Source organism: Streptomyces sp. NPDC036815 (genome assembly GCF_055609205.1).
Map to the genome: position 1 here is coordinate 704,969 of NZ_JBVJPW010000001.1, position 20,047 is coordinate 725,015.

The 20,047-nt window shown below is 72.2% G+C and carries 17 protein-coding genes, 1 other RNA gene and 1 pseudogene; 12 read left to right on the plus strand and 7 right to left on the minus strand.

Annotated features, from left to right (window positions below):
• Positions 1–3 precede the first annotated feature (3 nt).
• The gene (locus tag ACZ69I_RS03115; RefSeq protein WP_470830302.1) at positions 4–432 is read right to left on the minus strand and encodes a VOC family protein; all 429 of its coding nucleotides are present in this window, start codon (positions 430–432) and stop codon (positions 4–6) included.
• A gap of 48 nt (positions 433–480) precedes the next feature.
• Positions 481–1,776, minus strand: coding sequence for a sensor histidine kinase (locus ACZ69I_RS03120; RefSeq protein WP_470830648.1), 1,296 nt, complete (start codon positions 1,774–1,776; stop codon positions 481–483).
• Between the two features lie 374 nt (positions 1,777–2,150).
• On the opposite strand from ACZ69I_RS03120, the gene ACZ69I_RS03125 reads away from it, so the two are divergent.
• From ACZ69I_RS03125 to ACZ69I_RS03135, 3 genes are all read left to right on the plus strand, one after another.
• Positions 2,151–3,005 carry a MaoC/PaaZ C-terminal domain-containing protein gene (locus ACZ69I_RS03125; protein ID WP_470830304.1) on the plus strand — a complete coding sequence of 285 codons (855 nt, stop codon included), beginning with the start codon at positions 2,151–2,153 and terminating at the stop codon, positions 3,003–3,005.
• A gap of 100 nt (positions 3,006–3,105) precedes the next feature.
• Positions 3,106–4,188, plus strand: coding sequence for a Zn-dependent alcohol dehydrogenase (locus tag ACZ69I_RS03130; protein ID WP_467668616.1), 1,083 nt, complete (start codon positions 3,106–3,108; stop codon positions 4,186–4,188).
• Between the two features lie 54 nt (positions 4,189–4,242).
• A complete protein-coding gene (locus ACZ69I_RS03135; RefSeq protein ID WP_470830305.1) occupies positions 4,243–5,184 on the plus strand; it encodes a 3-oxoacyl-ACP reductase in 942 nt (313 codons plus the stop codon).
• 76 nt (positions 5,185–5,260) lie between these two features.
• Here the strand turns inward: ACZ69I_RS03135 and ACZ69I_RS03140 are convergent, their stop codons facing one another.
• Complete coding sequence (locus tag ACZ69I_RS03140; protein ID WP_470830307.1) at positions 5,261–5,449, minus strand: hypothetical protein; 189 nt, start codon at positions 5,447–5,449, stop codon at positions 5,261–5,263.
• 44 nt (positions 5,450–5,493) lie between these two features.
• Entirely contained in the window at positions 5,494–6,777 is a 1,284-nt protein-coding gene (locus ACZ69I_RS03145; protein WP_470830309.1) for a hypothetical protein, read from the minus strand.
• Positions 6,778–7,000: 223 nt separating this feature from the next.
• On the opposite strand from ACZ69I_RS03145, the gene ACZ69I_RS03150 reads away from it, so the two are divergent.
• The 3 genes from ACZ69I_RS03150 to ACZ69I_RS03160 are packed head-to-tail and all read left to right on the plus strand — an operon-like array spanning position 7,001 to position 9,983.
• The gene (locus ACZ69I_RS03150; RefSeq protein WP_467668608.1) at positions 7,001–7,861 is read left to right on the plus strand and encodes a Nif3-like dinuclear metal center hexameric protein; all 861 of its coding nucleotides are present in this window, start codon (positions 7,001–7,003) and stop codon (positions 7,859–7,861) included.
• Positions 7,858–8,601, plus strand: coding sequence for a zinc ribbon domain-containing protein (locus ACZ69I_RS03155; RefSeq protein WP_467670757.1), 744 nt, complete (start codon positions 7,858–7,860; stop codon positions 8,599–8,601). The genes ACZ69I_RS03150 and ACZ69I_RS03155 overlap by 4 nt, the downstream gene beginning before the upstream one ends.
• Before the next feature lie 11 nt (positions 8,602–8,612).
• Positions 8,613–9,983, plus strand: a complete 1,371-nt coding sequence (locus tag ACZ69I_RS03160) for a bifunctional RNase H/acid phosphatase (RefSeq protein ID WP_470830310.1) — start codon at positions 8,613–8,615, stop codon at positions 9,981–9,983.
• Between the two features lie 16 nt (positions 9,984–9,999).
• Here the strand turns inward: ACZ69I_RS03160 and eda are convergent, their stop codons facing one another.
• Together eda and yaaA are read right to left on the minus strand one after the other, a co-directional pair.
• Complete coding sequence (eda, locus tag ACZ69I_RS03165) at positions 10,000–10,653, minus strand: bifunctional 4-hydroxy-2-oxoglutarate aldolase/2-dehydro-3-deoxy-phosphogluconate aldolase (RefSeq protein WP_470830311.1); 654 nt, start codon at positions 10,651–10,653, stop codon at positions 10,000–10,002.
• A gap of 278 nt (positions 10,654–10,931) precedes the next feature.
• On the minus strand, positions 10,932–11,738 hold the full coding sequence (yaaA, locus tag ACZ69I_RS03170; protein WP_467668602.1) for a peroxide stress protein YaaA: 807 nt from the start codon (positions 11,736–11,738) through the stop codon (positions 10,932–10,934).
• 132 nt (positions 11,739–11,870) lie between these two features.
• Between yaaA and ACZ69I_RS03175 the strand changes: the two genes are divergently transcribed.
• From ACZ69I_RS03175 to ACZ69I_RS03200, 6 genes and pseudogenes are all read left to right on the plus strand, one after another.
• Positions 11,871–13,313, plus strand: coding sequence for an RNB domain-containing ribonuclease (locus ACZ69I_RS03175; RefSeq protein WP_470830312.1), 1,443 nt, complete (start codon positions 11,871–11,873; stop codon positions 13,311–13,313).
• Positions 13,314–14,004: 691 nt separating this feature from the next.
• Complete coding sequence (locus ACZ69I_RS03180; protein WP_470830313.1) at positions 14,005–14,505, plus strand: lactococcin 972 family bacteriocin; 501 nt, start codon at positions 14,005–14,007, stop codon at positions 14,503–14,505.
• 1,143 nt (positions 14,506–15,648) lie between these two features.
• Positions 15,649–15,753: pseudogene (locus ACZ69I_RS03185) on the plus strand (Uma2 family endonuclease); the annotation flags it as partial.
• A 52-nt stretch (positions 15,754–15,805) separates the two neighbouring features.
• Positions 15,806–16,209, plus strand: an RNA gene (gene rnpB, locus ACZ69I_RS03190) — RNase P RNA component class A.
• A gap of 107 nt (positions 16,210–16,316) precedes the next feature.
• Positions 16,317–17,696, plus strand: coding sequence for a DEAD/DEAH box helicase (locus ACZ69I_RS03195; RefSeq protein WP_470830314.1), 1,380 nt, complete (start codon positions 16,317–16,319; stop codon positions 17,694–17,696).
• A gap of 111 nt (positions 17,697–17,807) precedes the next feature.
• On the plus strand, positions 17,808–18,278 hold the full coding sequence (locus tag ACZ69I_RS03200) for an MSMEG_6728 family protein (RefSeq protein WP_467668596.1): 471 nt from the start codon (positions 17,808–17,810) through the stop codon (positions 18,276–18,278).
• Between the two features lie 21 nt (positions 18,279–18,299).
• Here ACZ69I_RS03200 and ACZ69I_RS03205 read toward each other — a convergent pair whose 3' ends face one another.
• On the minus strand, positions 18,300–19,745 hold the full coding sequence (locus ACZ69I_RS03205) for a vanadium-dependent haloperoxidase (protein ID WP_470830315.1): 1,446 nt from the start codon (positions 19,743–19,745) through the stop codon (positions 18,300–18,302).
• Positions 19,746–20,047 lie beyond the last annotated feature (302 nt).

Genomic DNA, 20,047 nt, shown 5'->3' on the forward strand with positions numbered 1-20,047 from the left:
CCGTCAGTCGATGCAGAACTCGTTGCCCTCGATGTCCAGCATCGGGATGCACGCGTCGGTGCCGTCGTACAGCGTCTGTACGTGTACCGCTCCGAGCGGGATCAGGCGTGCGCACTCGGCCTCCAGGGCCGCGAGGCGCTCTTCGCCGACGAGTCCGGTGCCGACGCGCACGTCGAGGTGCACGCGGTTCTTGACGGCCTTCCCCTCGGGGACGCGCTGGAAGTACAGCCGGGGGCCTTCGCCCGAGGGGTCGGTACAGGCGAACCACGCGTCCCGCTGCTCGGGGGGCTGGGCGCTCTTGAACTCGTCCCACGTGGCAAAACCCTCCGGCGGGGGCGGAATGACGTACCCCAGCACCTCGCACCAGAAGCGGGCGAGACGCTCGGGTTCCGCGCAGTCGAAGGTGACTTGGAACTTCTTGATCGACGTCATCGGGCCACCGTATGGACGCGTGCCCCGCGGCGAAACCCCCGGCCGCGATCATGTTGTGGCGGAGATGGGGGGCGCCAGGGACGGGTCCGGTTCCGCGGTCGGGAGGACGGCCGTGACGCGGAAGCCGGAGCGGGGCGCCGGGCCGGAGGTGAGGGAGCCACCGGCCGCCGCGAGGCGTTCGGCCAGTCCCTTCAGGCCGCTGCCGGGCGCCTCCGAGCCCGCGCCGCGGCCGTCGTCCGTGATCACCAGGCGGGCGCGTCCGGCGGTGCTCGTGACGTCGATCTCGCAGTGGGCCGCTCCGGAGTAGCGTACGGCGTTGGTGACGGACTCGCGGACGACCCAGCCGAGGAGGGCCGCGGCCTGCGGGGTGAGCGGCGGGCCCGACTGGCGGACGACCGCGTCGATCCCGGCGGCCGCGAGCAGGTCGCGGGCGCGGTCCAGTTCGGTGGCGAGGCTGCCCTCGCGGTAGCCGGTGACGGCCTCGCGGATCTCGGTGAGCGCCTGCCGGCCGACGGACTCGATGTCGGCGACCTGGCCGAGCGCCGCGGCCAGGTCGCGCGGGGCGATGCGGCGGGTCGCCTCCGCCTTCACCACGATCACGGAGAGCGTGTGGCCGAGCAGGTCGTGCAGGTCGCGGGAGAAGCGGAGGCGTTCCTTCTCGACGGCGGCGCGGGCCAGTTCCTCGCGGGTCTCGCGCAGCTCTCGGACCGCCTCGGAGAGCGAGAGGATCGCGGCCGTCACCATCGTGGACAGGAACGTGGCGTAGGCGACGTTCAGCGCGCCCCAGCCGTCCCTGAACCCGCCGATGGCACCCGCCAGGGCGCTCAGCCCCAGGCCGACGGGGCCCAGGCCGCGACCGCGCACGATCGCGCCCACGGCGAGGCCGAGCAGCGGGAAGAAGAGCAGCCAGTTGCCTCCGTAACCGGCGGCGAGCCCGACGGTCAGCAGGCCGAGCGCGATCAGGGCGATGAGCGTGGCGCGGGACTGGCGGCTGCGCTTGTCGAAGGCGCGGAAGGCCAGGAAGACGTAGAGGGAGTTGAAGACGAGGAGCCCGATGCCGCCGACCCAGGGGTTGGGGGTGCGGCCCTGGAGGAGGTGGGAGACGGCGCCCAGGCCCATCAGGAGCCAGGGCAGGAGCGCGAATCCGGAGGGCGGCGGCCCGAGGTGCTCGTCGTCCGGGCCCGCCGCGCCCCCCTTCCATCGCCCCCGCCACCGGCCGCCCTCCCGCCGCTCCGCCGCGCACCGTTTCCGCTCGGCCCCGCACTCGTCGCGGGCGTTCCCGTGCTCCCTACGGGAGGTCCGCCACTCGCGTACGGAGCGGCTGATCCTGTTCTCTGCGGCCATCTCGGCGTTCCCCGTCCTCGGCATCGGGCGGCCGCGGATGCGCGGACCGTCGTTGGGAGACCACAGCGTACGAACCGGGGGACGGATGTCGGCAGATGCGCCCGTACCGACTCGGCCAGTACAAATGTCACCCGTGGCGCCGCCGGGCCGCCGAGCTCATCTGACGAGCTGTCAGGAGTCTTCACAACCGCCGTGGCCTCGGCTATACATGGGATCGCCGGACTGGAACGCGTTCTAGAACGAGGCTCTCCGTGCGTCCCGGGACGAGGCTGTTCACGGACCGCCCCTCCGGCCCTGTTGCGACCTCGGTGCGGTCGACGGTGCGGACGGCCGCACCGAGGTCTTCGATCACCGGCCCAAGGAGCTGCCCCCAGATGCCCATTGACGCAGTGAAGGCCGTGGCCGCCGAGCCCCGGTCCGCCGAGATCGCCTGGGACCACAAGGACATCCAGCTCTACCACCTGGGACTCGGCGCCGGACGGCCCGCCACGGACCCGGACGAGCTGCGCTACACACTGGAGTCCCGCCTGCACGTCCTGCCCAGCTTCGCCACCGTCGCGGGCGCGGGCATGGGTGTCGTCGGCGGTCTCTCCGCGCCCGGCATCGAGGTCGACCTGGCCGCCGTCCTGCACGGCGGCCAGAGCATCACGCTGCACCGCCCCATCCCCGTAAGGGGCGAGGCCGTCAGCACCTCCAGGGTCGCCGCGGTGTACGACAAGGGGAAGGCCGCGATCCTCGTCCTGCGCACCGAGGCCGCCGACGCCGACGGGCCGCTGTGGACCAGCGACGCCCAGATCTTCGTGCGCGGCGAGGGCGGCTTCGGCGGCGACCGGGGCCCCTCCACCCGCCTCCCCGCTCCCGAGGGCGCCCCCGACCTGGAGGTCGAGCGCCCCGTCCGCGAGGACCAGGCACTCCTCTACCGCCTCTCGGGGGACTGGAACCCGCTGCACGCCGACCCCGAGTTCGCCGCCCTCGCCGGCTTCGACAAGCCGATCCTGCACGGCCTGTGCACCTACGGGATGACCCTCAAGGCCATCGTCGACACCCAGCTCGGCGGCGACGTGTCCCGGGTGCGCGGCTACGGCACCCGCTTCACGGGGGTCGTCTTCCCCGGCGAGACCCTGCGGATCCGCATGTGGCGGTCCGCGGGCCGGGTGCAGGCCACGGTCACCGCCGCCGAACGGGACGACGCGCCGGTCCTGGCCGACACCGTCGTCGAACACGCCTGAGTCGTCCAGCACGCCTGAGCCGTCGAACCCGCCTGAGTCAGCCCGGTCGCCCCCGACCCGCTCGGGCCCGCCCGGATCTTCGTACGAGAGGAGCCGCACCATGCGCGCAGCCGTACTGCACGAGACAGGCCAGGACAAGCTCGAAGTCCTCGACGACGTCGAGACGGCGGGCTTCGGCCCCGGCAAGGTGAAGATCCGGGTCCGGGCCACCGGGCTGTGCCACTCCGACATCTCGGCGATGAACGGCGTGCTGCCGCAACCCGCCCCCTTCATCCCGGGCCACGAGGGCGCGGGCGAGATCATCGACGTCGGCGACGGGGTGACCGGCCTCGCCAGGGGCGACCGCGTCCTGCTGTGCTGGCTGCCCGCCTGCGGCGTCTGCCCCGCCTGCAAGCGCGGCCAGACCCAGCTGTGCCTCGCCGGGTTCATGAACGCGGGCACGCCCAACTTCAAGCGCTCCGGCGGCAATTCCGATGTGTTCGGCTTCGCGGGCACCGGCACGTTCGCCGAGGAGGTCGTCGTCGACGCCGGGTGCGCCGTGCCGATCCCCGACGACGTGCCGTTCGACATCGCGGCGCTGATCGGCTGCGGCGTGACGACGGGGCTCGGCGCGGCCGTCAACACCGCCGACGTGGCCGTGGGTTCGTCGGTCGCCGTGATCGGCTGCGGCGGCGTCGGCATCTCCGCGATCCAGGGGGCCAGGCTCAAGGGCGCGGCGCAGATCGTCGCGGTCGACCCGGTCGCCTCGCGCCGGGAGGCGGCCTTGAAGTTCGGCGCCACCGAGGCGGTCCCGCCCGACGAACTGGCCGACGCCAAGCAGCGGATCACCGCGGGCGAGGGCTTCGACTACGTCTTCGAGGTCGTCGGCAAGTCGGCCACGGCCCGCACGGCGTACGAGGCGACGCGGCGCGGCGGCACGATGTGCGTCGTCGGAGCCGGAGCCATGGACGACCACCTGCGGTTCAACATGTTCGAGCTCTTCTTCGACGAGAAGCGCATCCTGCCCTCCATGTACGGCGGGGGCGACGTCCTCACGTCGTACGAGCGGGCCATCGCGCTCTGGCGGGCGGGCCGCATCGACCTGGCGGGCCTGATCACCCACCGCGTACAGCTCGCCGAGGTCAACGAGGCGCTGGAACAGATGCGTACGGGCGCCGCGCTGCGCACCTGCATCGAGATCTGACCGTCTCCGCGCCGGGCTCCGACCGTCTCCGTATCCAGCTCCGAAGGGACTTCGATGTCACTGCCACTTGAGGGCCTGTCCGCGATCGTGACCGGTGCGGGCCGCGGGCTCGGCCGCGCCGAGGCACTCGAACTGGCCCGCCTCGGCGCGAGCGTCGTCGTCAACGACTTCGGGCAGCCGGGCCGCGACGGTTCGGGCGAGGCCTCGGCGGCGCCCGCCGAGGAGGTCGCCGCCGAGATCCGGGCGGCGGGCGGCGCGGCCGTCGCCCACACCGGGGACGTCGCCGACCACGAACAGGCCCGCGCACTCGTTCAGTTGTCGGTCGACATGTACGGAAAGCTCGACATCCTCGTCAACAACGCGGGCATCCTGCGGGACCGGATGATCTTCTCGATGAGCGAGGCCGAGTGGGACTCGGTCATCCACGTCCACCTCAAGGGCCACTTCAACACCACCCACTTCGCGGCCGCGCACTGGCGCGAGCGCTCGAAGGCGGCGGGCGGCCCGGTGTACGGCCGGATCGTCAACACCTCGTCCGAGGCCTTCCTCGCGGGCTCGGCGGGCCAGCCCAACTACGCGGCGGCGAAGGGCGGCATCGTCGGCCTGACGACGTCGACGGCGCTGGCACTCGCCAAGTACGGCGTGACCGCCAACGCCATCTGCCCCCGCGCCCGTACACGGATGACGGAGGACGTCTTCGCGGGCTTCCAGGAGCCTTCGGAGGGCCGGCTCGACCCGCTGGCGCCCGAGCACGTCTCGCCGTTGGTCGGATATCTGGCCTCGCCCGCGGCCGCCCGGGTCAACGGGCAGCTGCTCGTGGTGCACGGCGGCATGGTCGCGGTCGTCGAGCGGCCCAAGGTGGCGGCGCAGTTCGACGCGGCGAAGGAGGCGTTCACCTTCGCCGAGCTGGACGAGGCGCTCTCGCCTTATTACGCGGGGCGTCCGGAGAACGAGACGTTCGCGGCGGCGGAGGTGCTGGGGCTCAAGCGGGGCTAGCGGGACTCCGTAAAGAGTCTCGCCCCCGTGCCGCTTGTGGCGGTACGGGGGCGAGACCTTTCCGCGGAGCTCCGGGTCAGGGCTGCTGCTGGTATTGCTGCTGGTCCTGCCTGCGGTGGCGTCCCTGCGGCACGGCTGCCTCGTCGTGCTCGGCCACCGGGCCCCGGTGCCTGCCGGCCCCGGTCCCCGCCCCTGTGGGCACGGTCGACGGCCACCGTGGTGTGGTGTTCTGCTGTGTCTCCGTGACGGTCTCGGTCGTAGTCAAGCCATTCACCCCGTAAAGAAGATCGTTCGTACAGCCGGGCGAGTCTAACGGTCGCCCGTTCGGCCGCCGAGGGGTGCCTGCTGCAGGGGTACGGGGCGTGCGACGGCGGGCTGCGGAGGGCCCGCCGGGGGAGGCGGAGGCGGTGGTGGGGACAGGTGCGGAGCGCCGTCGTCCACCGCCGGGGGACCGGCGTCCGGCGTGGGCGTCCCGGTGTCGGCCGACGGGGCCTCCGTGCCGGGCGGCGGCATGGGTGCGCTCACCCGGGCCACCCCGCACGGCACGGCGGCCGTCGCGTACGGCAGGCACAGGACGCCGTCCGGGGTCCACCACCCCGAACCGGCCAACCAGCCCTCGGGAGCCGCCAGTTGGATCAGCTTCCGGCCGGCGGGCCGCCACAGTCCGAACCAACTGCCGTCACCGCCGCGGTCATCGCCGGGCGCCCGCCCGCCACGGCTGCCCGGCCCGTCGATCCGCAGCGCCACCGCGCAGGCCTCCGGCGTCAGCACCTGCCCGGGCTGGATCGCGAACGGCGTCACCGTCAGCTCCGGCAGCCGCAGGCACTCCGGGAAGCGCACCGGCCGCGTACCGCCGAGGACGCCCCAGCCGAGGCGGGGCCCGCCCGGCGCGTCGGAGCGGATCAGGAGCAGTCCGCTGCCCGCGTCGGCAAGCAGCAGCCGGTCGTCGCTCTCCTCCGCGATCTGCAGGAGCGGGGAGACCTCGCCGCCGCGCTCCAGGTCCACCGCCACCGTCTTGGTGCGGCCGTCCAGCTCGCGGTCGAGCGCGAGCATGCGGTCCGTCCCGTCCAGCCAGACGCCGCCCGAGCAGCGGCCCGGCACCGAGGCGAGGTGCTCGGGCCCGAAGGTGCCGCCCGCCACCAGCCAGATGTCCGAGGAGCGGGCGCCGGGCGCGAGGGCGTACGCGCGGTCGCCGCCCGGCGCCGGTGGCAGCAGGTTCAGCTCGCCGCACTCCACGGCCCCGAGCGGCACCTCGCCGGTGCCCGGACCCGTCGGGTACAGCAGGGCGAAGGCGTGCCGCTCGCCCACCACGCGGTGGACGAGGACGCGGCCGTCGGCCATCGGATGGACCTCCGTGGACGGCTCCTCGGGCTGGTTCCCGGGCAGGGGCACGGCGTACGGCTCGGGGGAGCCGAGGGTCCAGCGTTCGGGGTACCAGGAGTCCGGGGCGCCGGCGGCGCGGGCCAGACGCGCCGCGTACGAACCGTCCGCCGCGACGGTGCACCCCGCGGGGCGGGCGGGGACGCGAACGCGGATGGGGGCCGGGGCCGGGACGGGGGCCTGGATCGGTGGCGGCGCTGGTGGCGCAGTCATCGTGGTGTCACCTCCGGCCCCGAAGCTAGTTTCGTACGCACTGACGTGGCACCGACGGGCGTCCGCTTCACACAGAAGGGTGGCGATGTCCCGATTCGCCTGAGGGTGCGGGGGCGGTTGTGCTGTGAGGGCCGACGACCCGCCGCGGCCCCGTCAAGTAGCCGCACCGTAGCGGTACGTAACGCTCGACCTGCGGGGCACGCGGGGAAGGTAGCCTTTCTCCGTGCCCCGTCTGTCTGAAGTCATCGCCGCGCTCGACGCCCTGTGGCCCGCCGATCTGGCCGAGAGCTGGGACGCGGTCGGCACGGTCTGCGGAGACCCCGACGCGGAGGTCTCCCGGGTCCTCTTCGCCGTCGACCCCGTCCAGGAGATCGCCGACGAAGCGGTCGCCCTGGGAGCCCAGCTCCTGGTCACCCACCACCCCCTCTACTTGCGGGGTACGACGACGGTCGCGGCGTCCACCTTCAAGGGCCGGGTCGTCCACGACCTGATCAAGCACGACGTCGCGCTGCACGTCGCGCACACCAACGCCGACCGCGCCGACCCCGGCGTCTCCGACGCCCTCGCGGGCGCGCTCGACCTCCGCATCCTGCGCCCCCTCGTGCCGGACCCCACCGACAAGGAGGGGCGCCGCGGACTCGGCAGGATCTGCGAGCTCGCCCACCCCCTGACCCTGGGCGAGCTGACCGAGCGCGCCGCGAAGCGGCTGCCCGCCACCGCGCAGGGCATCCGCGTCGCGGGCGACCCGGACGCGCTGATCCGCACCGTCGCGGTCAGCGGCGGCTCCGGCGACAGCCTCTTCGACGACGTACGCGCCGCGGGCGTCGACGCCTTCCTCACCGCGGACCTGCGCCACCACCCGGCGTCCGAGGCCCGCGAGCGCACGCCTCTCGCGCTGCTCGACGCGGCGCACTGGGCCACCGAGTGGCCCTGGTGCGAGCTGGCCGCAGCCCAGCTCGACGAGATCTCCGACCGGAACGGATGGGGCCTTCGCGTCCACGTCTCGAAGACGGTCACCGACCCCTGGACCGCCCACGCGGCCTCACACCACGCCTCAAACGACTCAACAGGAGCCCCCAACTGAACGCCGCGCCCGCCGACCAGATCCGACTGCTCGACGTCCAGGGTCTGGACGTACGCCTGCAGCAGCTCGCGCACAAGAAGAAGTCCCTGCCCGAGCACGCCGAGATCGAGTCGCTGAACAAGGACCTCACGCAGCTGCGCGACCTGCTCGTCGCCTCGACGACCGAGGAGAGCGACTGCGCCCGCGAGCAGACCAAGGCGGAGCAGGACGTCGACCAGGTCCGTCAGCGCGCCGTCCGCGACCAGCAGCGCCTGGACTCCGGCGCCGTCACGTCCCCCAAGGACCTGGAGAACCTCCAGAAGGAGATCGCCTCGCTGGCCAAGCGCCAGGGCGACCTGGAGGACGTCGTCCTCGAGGTCATGGAGCGCCGCGAGGCGGCGCAGGAGCGGGTCGCCGAGCTCACCGAGCGCGTCTCCTCCGTCCAGTCGAAGATCGACGCCGCGACGGGGCGCCGTGACGCCGCGTTCGAGGAGATCGACGGCGAGGCCGCCACGGTCGGCAAGGAGCGCGCGGTCGTGGCGGGCTCGGTCCCGGCCGACCTGCTCAAGCTCTACGACAAGCTGCGCGAGAAGGAGGGCGGCGTCGGCGCCGCCAAGCTCTACCAGCGGCGCTGCGAGGGCTGCCGTCTGGAGCTCAACATCACCGAGGTCAACGAGGTGAAGGCGGCGTCCCCGGACACCGTGCTGCGGTGCGAGAACTGCCGCCGCATCCTGGTCCGCACGTCCGAGTCCGGCATCTAGGAGCCCTGCCCGTGCGGGAGTTCATCGTCGAGGCCGACGGCGGGTCGCGGGGCAACCCGGGGCCCGCGGGCTACGGCTCGGTGGTCATCGACGCGGCCACGGGGGAGACCCTGATGGAGGCCGCCGAGTACATCGGCGTCGCGACGAACAACGTCGCCGAGTACAAGGGCCTGGTGGCCGGTCTCAAGGCCGCCCACCAGCTGGACCCGGCCGCCTCGGTGCGCGTCCGCATGGACTCCAAGCTCGTCGTCGAGCAGATGTCGGGCCGCTGGAAGATCAAGCACCCGGACATGAAGCCGCTCGCCGCCGAGGCAGCGCGGGTCCACCCCTCGTCCCTGGTGACGTACGAGTGGATCCCGCGCGCGCAGAACAAGCACGCCGACCGGCTCGCGAACGAGGCGATGGACGCGGGCAAGCGGGGGGAGCGGTGGTCGCCGTCGGCGTCCACGGCGGAGTTCGACGCGAGGGCGGCGCGGGCGGCGGCCGAAGCGCCTGCCGGGCCCGGCGGGCCGCCGGGGGACGCGGCCGCGGGGGCGGCGCGGGCGCGGGCGGCGTTGAGCGCCGGTGCCGGTGCCGGTGCCGGTGCCGCGTCGAGCGGGGCGTCCGCCACGGGGGGTACGGAGGGCATCCCGGGTATGGGGGGCATCTCGGGTACGGCGGGCATCTCGGGTACGGCGGGTACGACGGGAGAGAGCGCAGACGCCCGCGCCGCGCGCAACGCCTCCGCACCGCCCGTCGGCTGGGCCGCCCCCGCCGACCTCGGCGCGCCCGCGACCTTCGTGCTGCTGCGGCACGGCGAGACCGCGCTGACGCCCGAGAAGCGGTTCTCCGGGAGCGGCGGCAGCGATCCGTCCCTCTCCGACATCGGCCGTGCGCAGGCCGAGCGCGCCGCCGCCGCCTTCGCCGCGCGCGGCACGATCCAGGCGGTCGTCTCCTCGCCGCTCAAGCGCTGCCGGGAGACCGCGCACACCGTCGCCGCCCGCCTCGGACTCGACGTACACCTCGACGAGGGGCTGCGCGAGACGGACTTCGGGGCCTGGGAAGGGCTGACGTTCGGCGAGGTGCGTGAGCGCCACCCGCAGGAGCTGAACGCCTGGCTGGCCTCGCCGAAGGCGGCGCCGCCCGGCGGCGAGTCGTTCGCGACGGTCTCCCGCCGGGTGTCGGCGGCACGCGACCGGCTGGCCGGCGCGTACGCGGGCCGCACGGTCCTGCTCGTCACGCACGTCACGCCCATCAAGACGCTCGTGCGGCTCGCGCTCGGCGCCCCGCCGGAGTCCCTGTTCCGCATGGAGCTCGCGGCGGCCTCGGTCTCGGCGGTGGCGTACTACGCGGACGGCAACGCTTCCGTACGGCTCCTGAACGACACGTCCCACCTGCGCTGAGCGGGGTTCGGACGCATCAGCGCAGCGCCGCGGCCTCGCGTGCCAGGGACTCGACGAGTCCCCAGTCCTTCGCCGCCACGGCCTCGGCGGGAAGCATCCAGCTGCCGCCCACGCAGCCGACGTTCTTCAGCGCCAGGTACGAGGGTGCGGAGGCCGGCGTGATCCCGCCTGTCGGGCAGAACCGCGCCTGGGGCAGCGGCGCGCCCAGCGACTTCAGGTAGGCGGTGCCGCCGGCGGCCTCCGCGGGGAAGAACTTCATCTCCCGTACGCCGCGTTCGAGCAGCGCCACCACCTCCGAGGTCGTCGAGACGCCCGGCAGGAACGGCACGCCCGAGCCCTGCATGGCGTCCAGCAGCGTGTCCGTCCAGCCAGGGCTGACCAGGAAGCGGGCGCCCGCCTCCACGGAGTCGGCGACGTTCCGCGCGGAGATGACGGTGCCCGCGCCGACCACCGCATCCGGCACCTCGGCGGCGATGACCGAGATCGCGTCGAGCGCGACCGGCGTCCGCAGGGTCACCTCGATCGCGGGCAGCCCACCCGCGACCAGCGCGCGCGCCATCGGCACGGCGTCCGCGAGGTCCGAGACGACGACCACGGGGACGACGGGGGCGAGGTCGAGGACCGAGGTGGGCTCGGGGGCGGTGTGGGGGGAGGGCGCGGAGGAGGTCATGGGGGCATCCTGCACCGGGGCGCGCAGCATGCGCAAAGGGCGTTGCGCATGCTGCAATTGGTCGTCGTTCAGCCCTGTCGGTGGGTGGACGTCCGGCCCGCGTCCGAGCCTGCCAATGGGGCACGGCATCCGGTCCTGCCAGTGGGGCCGAGCATCCGGTCCTGGCGATGGGAGCCGGGCGTCCGGTCCTGCCAGTGGGTCAGGGCAGCCGGTCCTGGCAATGGGAGCCGGGCGTCCGGTCCCGGCAGTGGGGCCGGGCGTCCGGTCCCGGCAGCGGGTCAGTGGATCTCGCGGACCACCACGTCCAGGGCCCACGGCCTGCCCGCCCTGGCCGGGGCCTCCGCCTCCACCACGTGCCCCAGATCCCGCAGCGCCTCGACCAGCTCGGCCGGATCCTTCGGCCGGACGCCCGTCGTCAGCAGCGAACGGACGATGCGCCCCTTCGTCGCCTTGTTGAAGTGCGAGACGACGGAGCGCTTCTCGGCGCCGGTCCTCTCGTCGACCTGCGCGTGCAGCACCCGCACGGTCGCCGTCCGCCCCGCGACCTCGCCCTTCGGCCGCCACGCCGCCGCGTACGCGGACGACCGCAGGTCGAGGACGAGCCCGTCGCCCGCCGCCTCGGGCATCACGTCCGCCATGGGGCCGCGCCAGTACGGGCCGAGCGCGCCGAGGCCGGGGAGCTTCACGCCCATCGAGCAGCGGTAGGAGGGGATCCTGTCGTGCACGCCGACGGCGCCCCACAGGGCGGAGAACACGAGCAGCGAGCGGGTGGCGCGGCGCTTGGCCGCGGCGTCGAGCGAGGCGAGGTCGAGGGCGTCGTACAGGACGCCGGTGTAGACCTCCCCGGCGGGACGCGCGCCCGCCGTACGCAGCTCCGCGTTCTTCGCCACCTCGCCGCGCAACCCCTCGCTGAGGCCGAGCACCGTGCGGGCCTTCTCCTCGTCCGCGGCACACAGCTCGACGAGCTCGTCGAGGACGGCCTGCCGCGCCTCGGCGAGCCCCGGCAGCGAGAGGCTCTCCGGCTTGAGCGGGGCTCCGCGCCCGGAGGATGCCTTGCCTTCGGACGGCGGCAGCAGGACGAGCACGATCGGACTCCTTCAGCGGTACGGGGGGAGGGGCGCGGCCCCTGCGAAAGGGTACGGGGCGTGCGCGGGTGTGCTGCCCCGGAACGCCGTACAAAACCCCCCAACACCCCCCGCACCCCCTACCCTCGGAACATGCCCCGCCGCCACCTCCGCATGACCGGCACAGCCCCCACCCCGCTGCGCGCCGCCCTGCGCGCACTCCGTACGGAACTGGACGTGCCCGGGGAGTTCCCCGCCGCCGTCCTCGCGGAGGCGGAGCGGACCGCCGCGTCGCCACGGCTGCCGGACCACGACGCCACGGACCTGCCCCTGTTCACCGTCGACCCGCCCACCTCCGTCGACCTCGACCAGGCCATGCACCTGGCGCGCCGCAAGAACGGCGGCTTCCGCGTCTCGTACGCCATCGCGGACGTCGCCGCGTACGTCACGCCCGGCGGCCCCCTCGACGCCGAGGCCCACCGGCGCGTCACCACGCTGTACTTCCCCGACGAGAAGGTCCCGCTGCACCCCACCTCGCTGAGCGAGGGCGCGGCGAGCCTCCTGCCCGGGCAGACCTGCCCGGCCGTCCTGTGGACGATCGATCTGGACGCGGACGGCCGCACCGAGCGGACGGACGTGCGCCGCGCCCTCGTCCGCAGCCGGGCCAAGCTCGATTACGAGGGGGTGCAGAAGGCCGTCGACGGGGGCACCGCGGAGGAGCCCCTCGCGCTTCTGCGGGACATCGGGGAACTGCGCGAGCAGCGGGAGGTGGACCGGGGCGGCATCTCCCTCGACGTGCCCGAGCAGGAGATCGTCGAGCGCGACGGCACGTACGAGCCGGCGTTCCGCGCCCCGCTCCCCGCCGACGGCTGGAACGCGCAGATCTCGCTCCTCACCGGGATGGCCGCCGCCGACCTCATGATCGCCTCCGGTACGGGTGTCCTGCGGACGCTGCCCACCGCACCGGACGGCGCGGTGGCCCGGCTGCGCCGCACCGCGAAGGCCCTGGACATCGACTGGCCGCACCACGTGTCGTACGCGCGGCTCGTCCGTTCTCTCGACGCCCGCAGGCCGCACCACGCCGCTTTCCTCCAGGAGTGCACGACGCTGCTGCGGGGCGCGGGCTACACGGCGTTCGCAGGCGGCGAGGTCCCCGAGCTGACCACGCACGCCGCGGTCGCCGCGCCCTACGCCCACTGCACCGCCCCGCTGCGCCGCCTCGTCGACCGCTACGCCGCCGAGCTCTGCCTGGCCGCCTGCGCGGACGCGCCGCCCCCGGAGTGGGTGCTCGCCGCCCTGGGCGAGCTGCCCAAGGAGATGGCGGACGGCACCCGGCGCGCCAACACGGTCGAGCGCGAGTGCGTGGACCTCGTCGAGGCCGCCCTGCTCCAGGGCCGGGTCGGCGAGGTCTTCGACGCGGTGGTGGTGGACGTGAAGGAGCGCGAACCGACCGTCGGCACCGTCCAGTTGGCCGAACCCGCGGTGGTGGCCCGCATCGAGGGCGGCTCGTCGAAACTGCCCCTGGGGGAGCGGCTGCGGGTCCGGCTCGCGCAGGCCGACCCCGGCACCGCGAAGGTTCAGTTCGCCCCAGCCTGAGAGGAGAGCGCCGACCGCAGGGCCGCGAGGAGCTTGCGGGCTCGTCCGCGTGCAGCCGGATCGTGGTCACCTCGCGCCGCTTTCCCAGGAACCCGACGTCGGTGACCGGCTCCGTCAGCCGCAGGGTGAGGGACGTGGTCGAGGTGATCGGCAGGTCGAGCACGCCGTCGACGGGCTCGTGGGTGAACAGCCGCTCCGCGCGTACGTCGCCGATCAGCGCCAGCGGTATCCGCAGGTCCCGGTGTGCGCTGTGGCGTACCCGCAGCTCGTCGCGTTACACACCCGGAACGCTGTCGAGCGGCCCGCATCCCTGACGAGTGCACCCTCGCCACCAAGGGCAATCCTGCCCGTGCCGTGCTTCTGCGCACCCTGACCTCCACGCTCACGATCGCCTGGAACCCCCGAGGGGTCGGCGGGGTAGCGGAAGGGAATCCCTATCCCCATATCGCAATTTCCACGTAGATCTTTGGATGGGAATACCCATAGGCTTATGTCGCCGCGAGGAGCTCCCGATGATGGAGCGCGTTGATAGAAGAAGAGTGAATTCGACTGTGTGTCAACCGAAGGGTATCGGTTCCAGTCGACGTGTCGCTGCAAACGTTTGACAGCATTACGTAAGCCGCGAAGAAGGGATCGGGTCGCGGACGGCGGCCTCCGAGCTCTCGATAGAGGAACGCAGAAAAGAGGTAACGTGAAAACGTTTAGGAAGTCGGTAATTTTCGCCGTTTCGGGCGCTGCGCTTGCGGTTTCCAGCTCTGTCACCCCGGCGGTGGCCTACGGGCCTCAGGGCGGAAACGGTATCCGCAGTGCCGTCGTTGAGGCCGGCGACGGCGATCTCATACCTGGAGAGCCCGTCATCCACGAGAAGGGTGACGGCGTCAACCCGCCGGCGGAGCTGGGTGACCCCTCAGAGTGGGGCGTAGTAAAGCTGGAAATCAACGATTCGGCCGCTCAGCCGAAAGGTAATACCTGTAAGAATGTGACTCATGGCAAATGGTGCTATGGGTATGATTTGGTGTCGGGTGGAAAGAAGTGCTACTCGAACTACAGTGCGGATGTGAAGCACAAGTCAACGGTCCGGGTCCGGAACATCGACCATTCAAGTGGCTGGGTGGCAAAGGGGAAGACCTCCTACGCCAACACCACAAATGGCGCGGCGTACACCTGCTACGCCTATTACAGTAATGCCTAAATATATCCATCGCGATGAGAGTTGATCTCCCTTTGAGTGGGGGCTTTGCTCCGGGCGTACGAGGGTCGGAGTAATGCCACATTAGGGCCGGAAGGGGGAGTGTGAAATTCTTGAGTGCTCGTGTCGCGTCTTCTGTGGTGCCACTCGTGCTTGGCGTGTTGCTTGGTCTAATAGGCCCTACCGCTGAGCGTTGGGGCGGCCGTCCAGGTGCGGCCATAGGTGCCGTCTTCACCGGTGGGTGGCCGTGGGCTTGTTACGCTTTTCTGGTGGGTTATTTCCGCCGGTCTAAAATTGAATCGGCTGCTCTCGCGCCACTCGGGCTGGCTGCTGGTGTCATGACCTACTACCTGACTAAGGCAAATCTGGCCTCACTGGGTGGACTGGATTCCTCGGGTGCGGGATCATCCGGAATTGCTCTCTGGGGTGTGCTGGCATTCGCCTTCGGAGCACCCCTTGGCCTCCTGGGGAACCTCGCGCAGGTGCCGGGTATCGGCGGCCTGTTCTTCCGGCTACTTGTTCCCCTGGTGGCTTTTTATGAGACTTCCATGCGTCTAGAGATGGAGTCACACGGGCCGAGTCGAGTTGTTCTGGATACCTGGACCACCGTTCGGTTCACGGCTGTTGTCGTTGCGGTCGCTCTGGTGGGCCACACGATTTGGGGTTGGTGGAGATCTCGCCGTATTCGTTCCGCCGGGGTGGGCGTTGGCTAGTGTCTCGTGACCCTGCCGCACCCGCACCGCACGCTCCCGGGCGAGCGCGACGTCGAGTCCGCGGCGGTTGCGGGCGAGTTCGGGCGGAAAGCGGTGGCGGGGCCGGAACACGTGCCACAGCACGCCTCGCCGCGACGGAGGTCATCAGCCTTATGTGCGCCATCAGTTGAGGATGAGGTGCTCCACCGGACACGGCTCGATCCGTACAACTGCCCGTTCCGCCCCCGCGCGCGGGGGCACCGTGGTGTGGCAGACGGCCGCTGTCGCCCACTGTTCCTTAACGTCACTCCAGGCCAGCGGGCGGACTGCACAGACCCGGCACTTGATCACCGACGGGTCGGCACCCCGCTCGCGATCCTGCTGACCGGGGTGGGAAAGGTGTGCTGAACGAGGGTGCCGTCCGGGTCGGGCGCGTCGAAGCTCGCGGACATGCCCGTGGGGCGACGACTGCCGGGAGCTCTGTACGCGCCCCTTCGGCAAGCCGGTGGACCTGCCCGAACCGTTCGCCTTCGAGCTGGAGACCGCGGCGTTCAGCTGACCTCCCGGGACGGGGCGCGGGGCCCGGCGGGTACCATGGGCGGCACGGCAGACGAGCCGGGCGGACGGTCGCGTGAAGATCCCTTCGGGGACTTCCCGAGGAACGTCCGGGCTCCACAGGGCAAGGTGGTGGCTAACGGCCACCCGGGGTGACCCGCGGGACAGTGCCACAGAAAGCAGACCGCCACGCGCTCAGGCGCGGGGTAAGGGTGAAACGGTGGTGTAAGAGACCACCAGCGCCTGAGGTGACTCAGGCGGCTAGGTAAACCCCACCTGGAGCAAGGTCAAGAGGAGCGCCGTGAAAAGCGCTCTGCGCGGACGTTCGAGGGCTGCCCGCCCGAGTCCGCGGGTAGACCGCACGAGGCCGGCAGCAATGCCGGCCCTAGATGGATGGCCGTCGCCGCGACGTCCGCGAGGACCCGCGGTACAGAACCCGGCGTACAGCCCGGCTCGTCTGCCCCACCCGCTCCGGCTCCGGCCGGGGCGGACCTCTCCGGCCCGCGTCCGTGGGGCCACGACCTGCCGGGCCTTCCCTCGGTACGTTCCCTCAGCGGAAGGCTCTTCATGACCCACCAGGACCACCCCGCGGCCGAGGCGACCCCGCCCGTCTCCTTCGCCGAGCTGGAGCTGCCGCCCGCGCTGCTGCGCACGCTCGACGAGGCCGGTGTGCGCGAGCCCTTCCCGATCCAGGCCGCCACCGTGCCCAGCGCCCTCGCGGGCCGCGACGTCCTGGGCCGCGGACGCACCGGGTCCGGCAAGACGCTCGCCTTCGGCCTGCCGCTGCTCGCGCGGACCGCCGGGCGCCGCGCGGAGCCGAAGCAGCCCCTCGCGCTGGTCCTGGTCCCCACCCGTGAGCTCGCCCAGCAGGTCACCGAGGCCCTCACGCCGTACGCCGAAGCGCTGCGGCTGCGGATGGCCACGGTCGTCGGCGGCATCTCGATCAGCCGGCAGATCGCCGCGCTGCGCGACGGCGCCGAGGTCGTCGTCGCCACCCCCGGCCGGCTGCACGACCTCATCGAGCGCAAGGCCTGCCGCCTGGGCCGGGTCCGCATCACCGTCCTGGACGAGGCGGACCAGATGTGCGACATGGGCTTCCTGCCGCAGGTCACCGAGGCGCTGGACCAGGTGCACCCCGAGGGCCAGCGGATGCTGTTCTCGGCCACCCTGGACCGCGACGTCGACCAGCTGGTCGGCCGCTACCTCCACGAGCCCGTCGTCCACTCCGTCGACCCGTCCGCCGGCGCGGTCACGACGATGGACCACCACGTCCTGGTCGTGCACGGCCCCGACCGGTACGCCGTGACGACGGAGATCGCCGCCCGCGACGGCCGCGTCCTGCTCTTCCTCGACACCAAGCACGCCGTCGACCAGCTGACCCGGCACCTGCGGGCCAGCGGTGTGCACGCCGCGGCCCTGCACAGCGGCAAGTCCCAGCCGCAACGCACGCGCACCCTCGCGCAGTTCAAGAACGGCCAGGTCACCGTGTTGGTGGCGACCAACGTCGCGGCCCGCGGCCTGCACGTCGACGACCTCGACCTGGTGGTCAACGTGGACCCGCCGACCGACCCCAAGGACTATCTGCACCGTGCGGGCCGCACCGCACGGGCCGGCGAGTCGGGGCGGGTCATCACGCTCGTCCTGTCGGGGCAGCGCCGCGAGACGAGCCGCGTCCTCGCCGAGGCGGGCATCGAGCCGAAGGTCACCAAGGTGCGCTCGGGCGAGGCCGAGCTGAGCCGCATCACCGGGGCGAAGCGCCCCTCCGGCGCGCCGCTCGACGGCGGCCCCGCCGCGCCCCGGACCAAGAACGTGAACACCCCGTTCCGCGGCCTCGGCACCAGCAAGGACACCTCCCGCGGTGGCGCGGGCGGCAAGTCCAAGAAGGGCAACGAGGCCCGCAAGCTCGCCGAGGCCCGCAAGGCGGCGCGGGTGCGCCGCGGCGGCTGACGGCCGATTCGTCGCCGCGGGCCGCCCGTTCGGACCCGTTCGGACCCTTACGGACCGTACGGACCCGTACGGAACGGAGTGGCCGCGGGCCCGCCGCGGTAGGCATTCCGCGTGCAGACTTTCCTCCCGTACCCCGACTTCACGCGATCCGCCACGGTCCTGGACCGGGCCCGCCTGGGCAAGCAGCGGGTCGAGGCGCTCCAGGTGCTGCGGGGCCTGACGGTGCCCGGCTACGGGTGGCGGCACCACCCCGCGGTGCGCATGTGGACCGGCTACGAGGAAGCCCTGGTCCGCTACGGCCTCGACGTGTGCGCGGTGTGGGTGGCCGAGGGGCGCACCGACACCTGCGCCGCCACCCTGGTCACCGACTTCGCCCGGCACCGGCCCGACACCGCCGTACGTGCCCAGGAGGAGCTCGCCGACGACGGCGAGCTGCCTCCCTGGCTGGGGGACCGGGCCTTCCACCGCAGCCATCGCTCGGCACTGGTGCGCAAGGCGCCGGAACTCTACGCCCCGCTCTTCCCGGGCGTGCCCGACGACCTGCCCTACGTCTGGCCGGCCTCGGACCGCGGCCCTTCGTGACCCGTGCTCAGAGCCTCTGCTTCAGAGCTTGCGCAGCTTGGTCGTGTACACGTGGTTGGCGATCTTGTCGCCGAGGGTGAGTCCGTCCTCGGCGTCCCAGGGGAAGTGGACGCCGAGCCAGACCCGGCTCTGGGCGTCCTCCCTGGCCGCCTGGCCGAAGCTCGTGAACGAGCGGGACTTGATCGGGGACTGCGGTTCGTCGGTGGTCATGGTGAAGGAGATGTCGTCGCTGCCGAAGTAGCGCTTCATCACCCCGGCCCAGGAGGCGCCGAAGGTGGCGTGTCCGGAGGCCCAGGCCGGGAAGCAGGGTGTCGCGTTCACTCCGGCCCGTGTTTTGAGCAGGGGCTTCCAGTCGGGGTCGAGGCCGCCGTCGCGGATGGCGGAGACCGGCCGCCACAGGTCGATCGGGGTCAGGTACTTCACGTCCCGCACCGCGATCCCCGCGTCCGCCATCGCGATCGAGACGAGGGCGAAAAGGCGGGCGTTCTCGTAGGTGGTGAGCTTGCGCTGGGTCGCGACCTCGCGCGTGGCCTGGAGGAGCTGGCCCGGCGGCTTGTACGTGCCGTCCTCGTCGTTGGCCCAGAACCAGGCGACGGCCTCCTGCTCCGGGGTCCGGTTGACCTTGGGAGTCGCGGCGGTGGGCCGGTCCGCACCGGCCGTGCGTGCCGCCTCGACCTGCTGCTTGTACGCGTCGCTGGCCAGCAACTTCTCGTACGTCCCGTACAGGCCGGGAGTCGCGGGCCGGAACTGTGAACCCGACGTCAGCGCGAAGGGTTTGACCTGGCCCCAGAACGGGGTCACGGCCTGGCTGGCCTGGGTACAGCTCGGGTCGACCATGTCGGGGTAGCTGGTGGGCCGCCAGGCGCCGGGCTTGTTGTCCGCGACGTACACCTGGTCGTTGTCGGAGCCGTCGCCGTCGCGGGCGTCCCGCATCTGCTTGACCATCGGCCCGACGACCGTGGTGTCCAGCAGGTCGAAGCCGGTCGGCTCGCTGCCGAAGCGCTGGCGGAACCGGGCGTCCAGGTAGTTGGTCTGGCCCGGGTAGAGCCCGAGCAGGATGTTGTAGGCCGTGCGTCCGACGACCCGCTCCTCCTCGTCAGGACCCTCGACCCACCCCGTGTACTTGGTGGCGCGGATGTACGGCTCGGAAGTGATCTTGCCCTTCCACTTGAGCTGGTACGAGGACTCCGCGTCGTAGACGGCGGCGTTCAGCATGGCGGCGGATCTGGACATCGGGCCCGGGCCGCCGCCCTCTCTGCGGACCACCTCCATGAGCACGTCGTTCCAGTAATGAACCGGGTCCGCGATGGTCTGCGGTGGCAGCGCCGTCTGGGCCGCGCGGGCCTGCGGCACCGCGGTCAGCGCGGTGCTCGCGGCCGCGAGGACCACGGCGACCGCGAGGGCCCGGCGCCGGTACGCCGTCCGTCCGACGTTGGTGGCGCTGATGGTCCGGGTGTTCGTGGTCATGCCCAACCCCCCTGATCACGATGCTGATCACGCGCCACCGGAGCGGTGGCGGCGTGATCCTCGCCGCAGCGCGGCCCCGGCAGGAACCGCTCCCGCCGGAATGACCGGCCCCGGCCGGCTGCTTGGCCGAAAACGCGTCGTCGCCGGCCCGCGAGGCTCCGCTGAGCGGGTACACACGTCCGTCGGAGGAACGCGGTCGGGGCCCCGCCCGGTTCCGTCACGGAGACGGCGAGCGGGAACAGCCGGTCCGGGCAGCGCTGTTGCACCGACAGGCCCCGGGGCTTCCACCATCGTCCACTTTC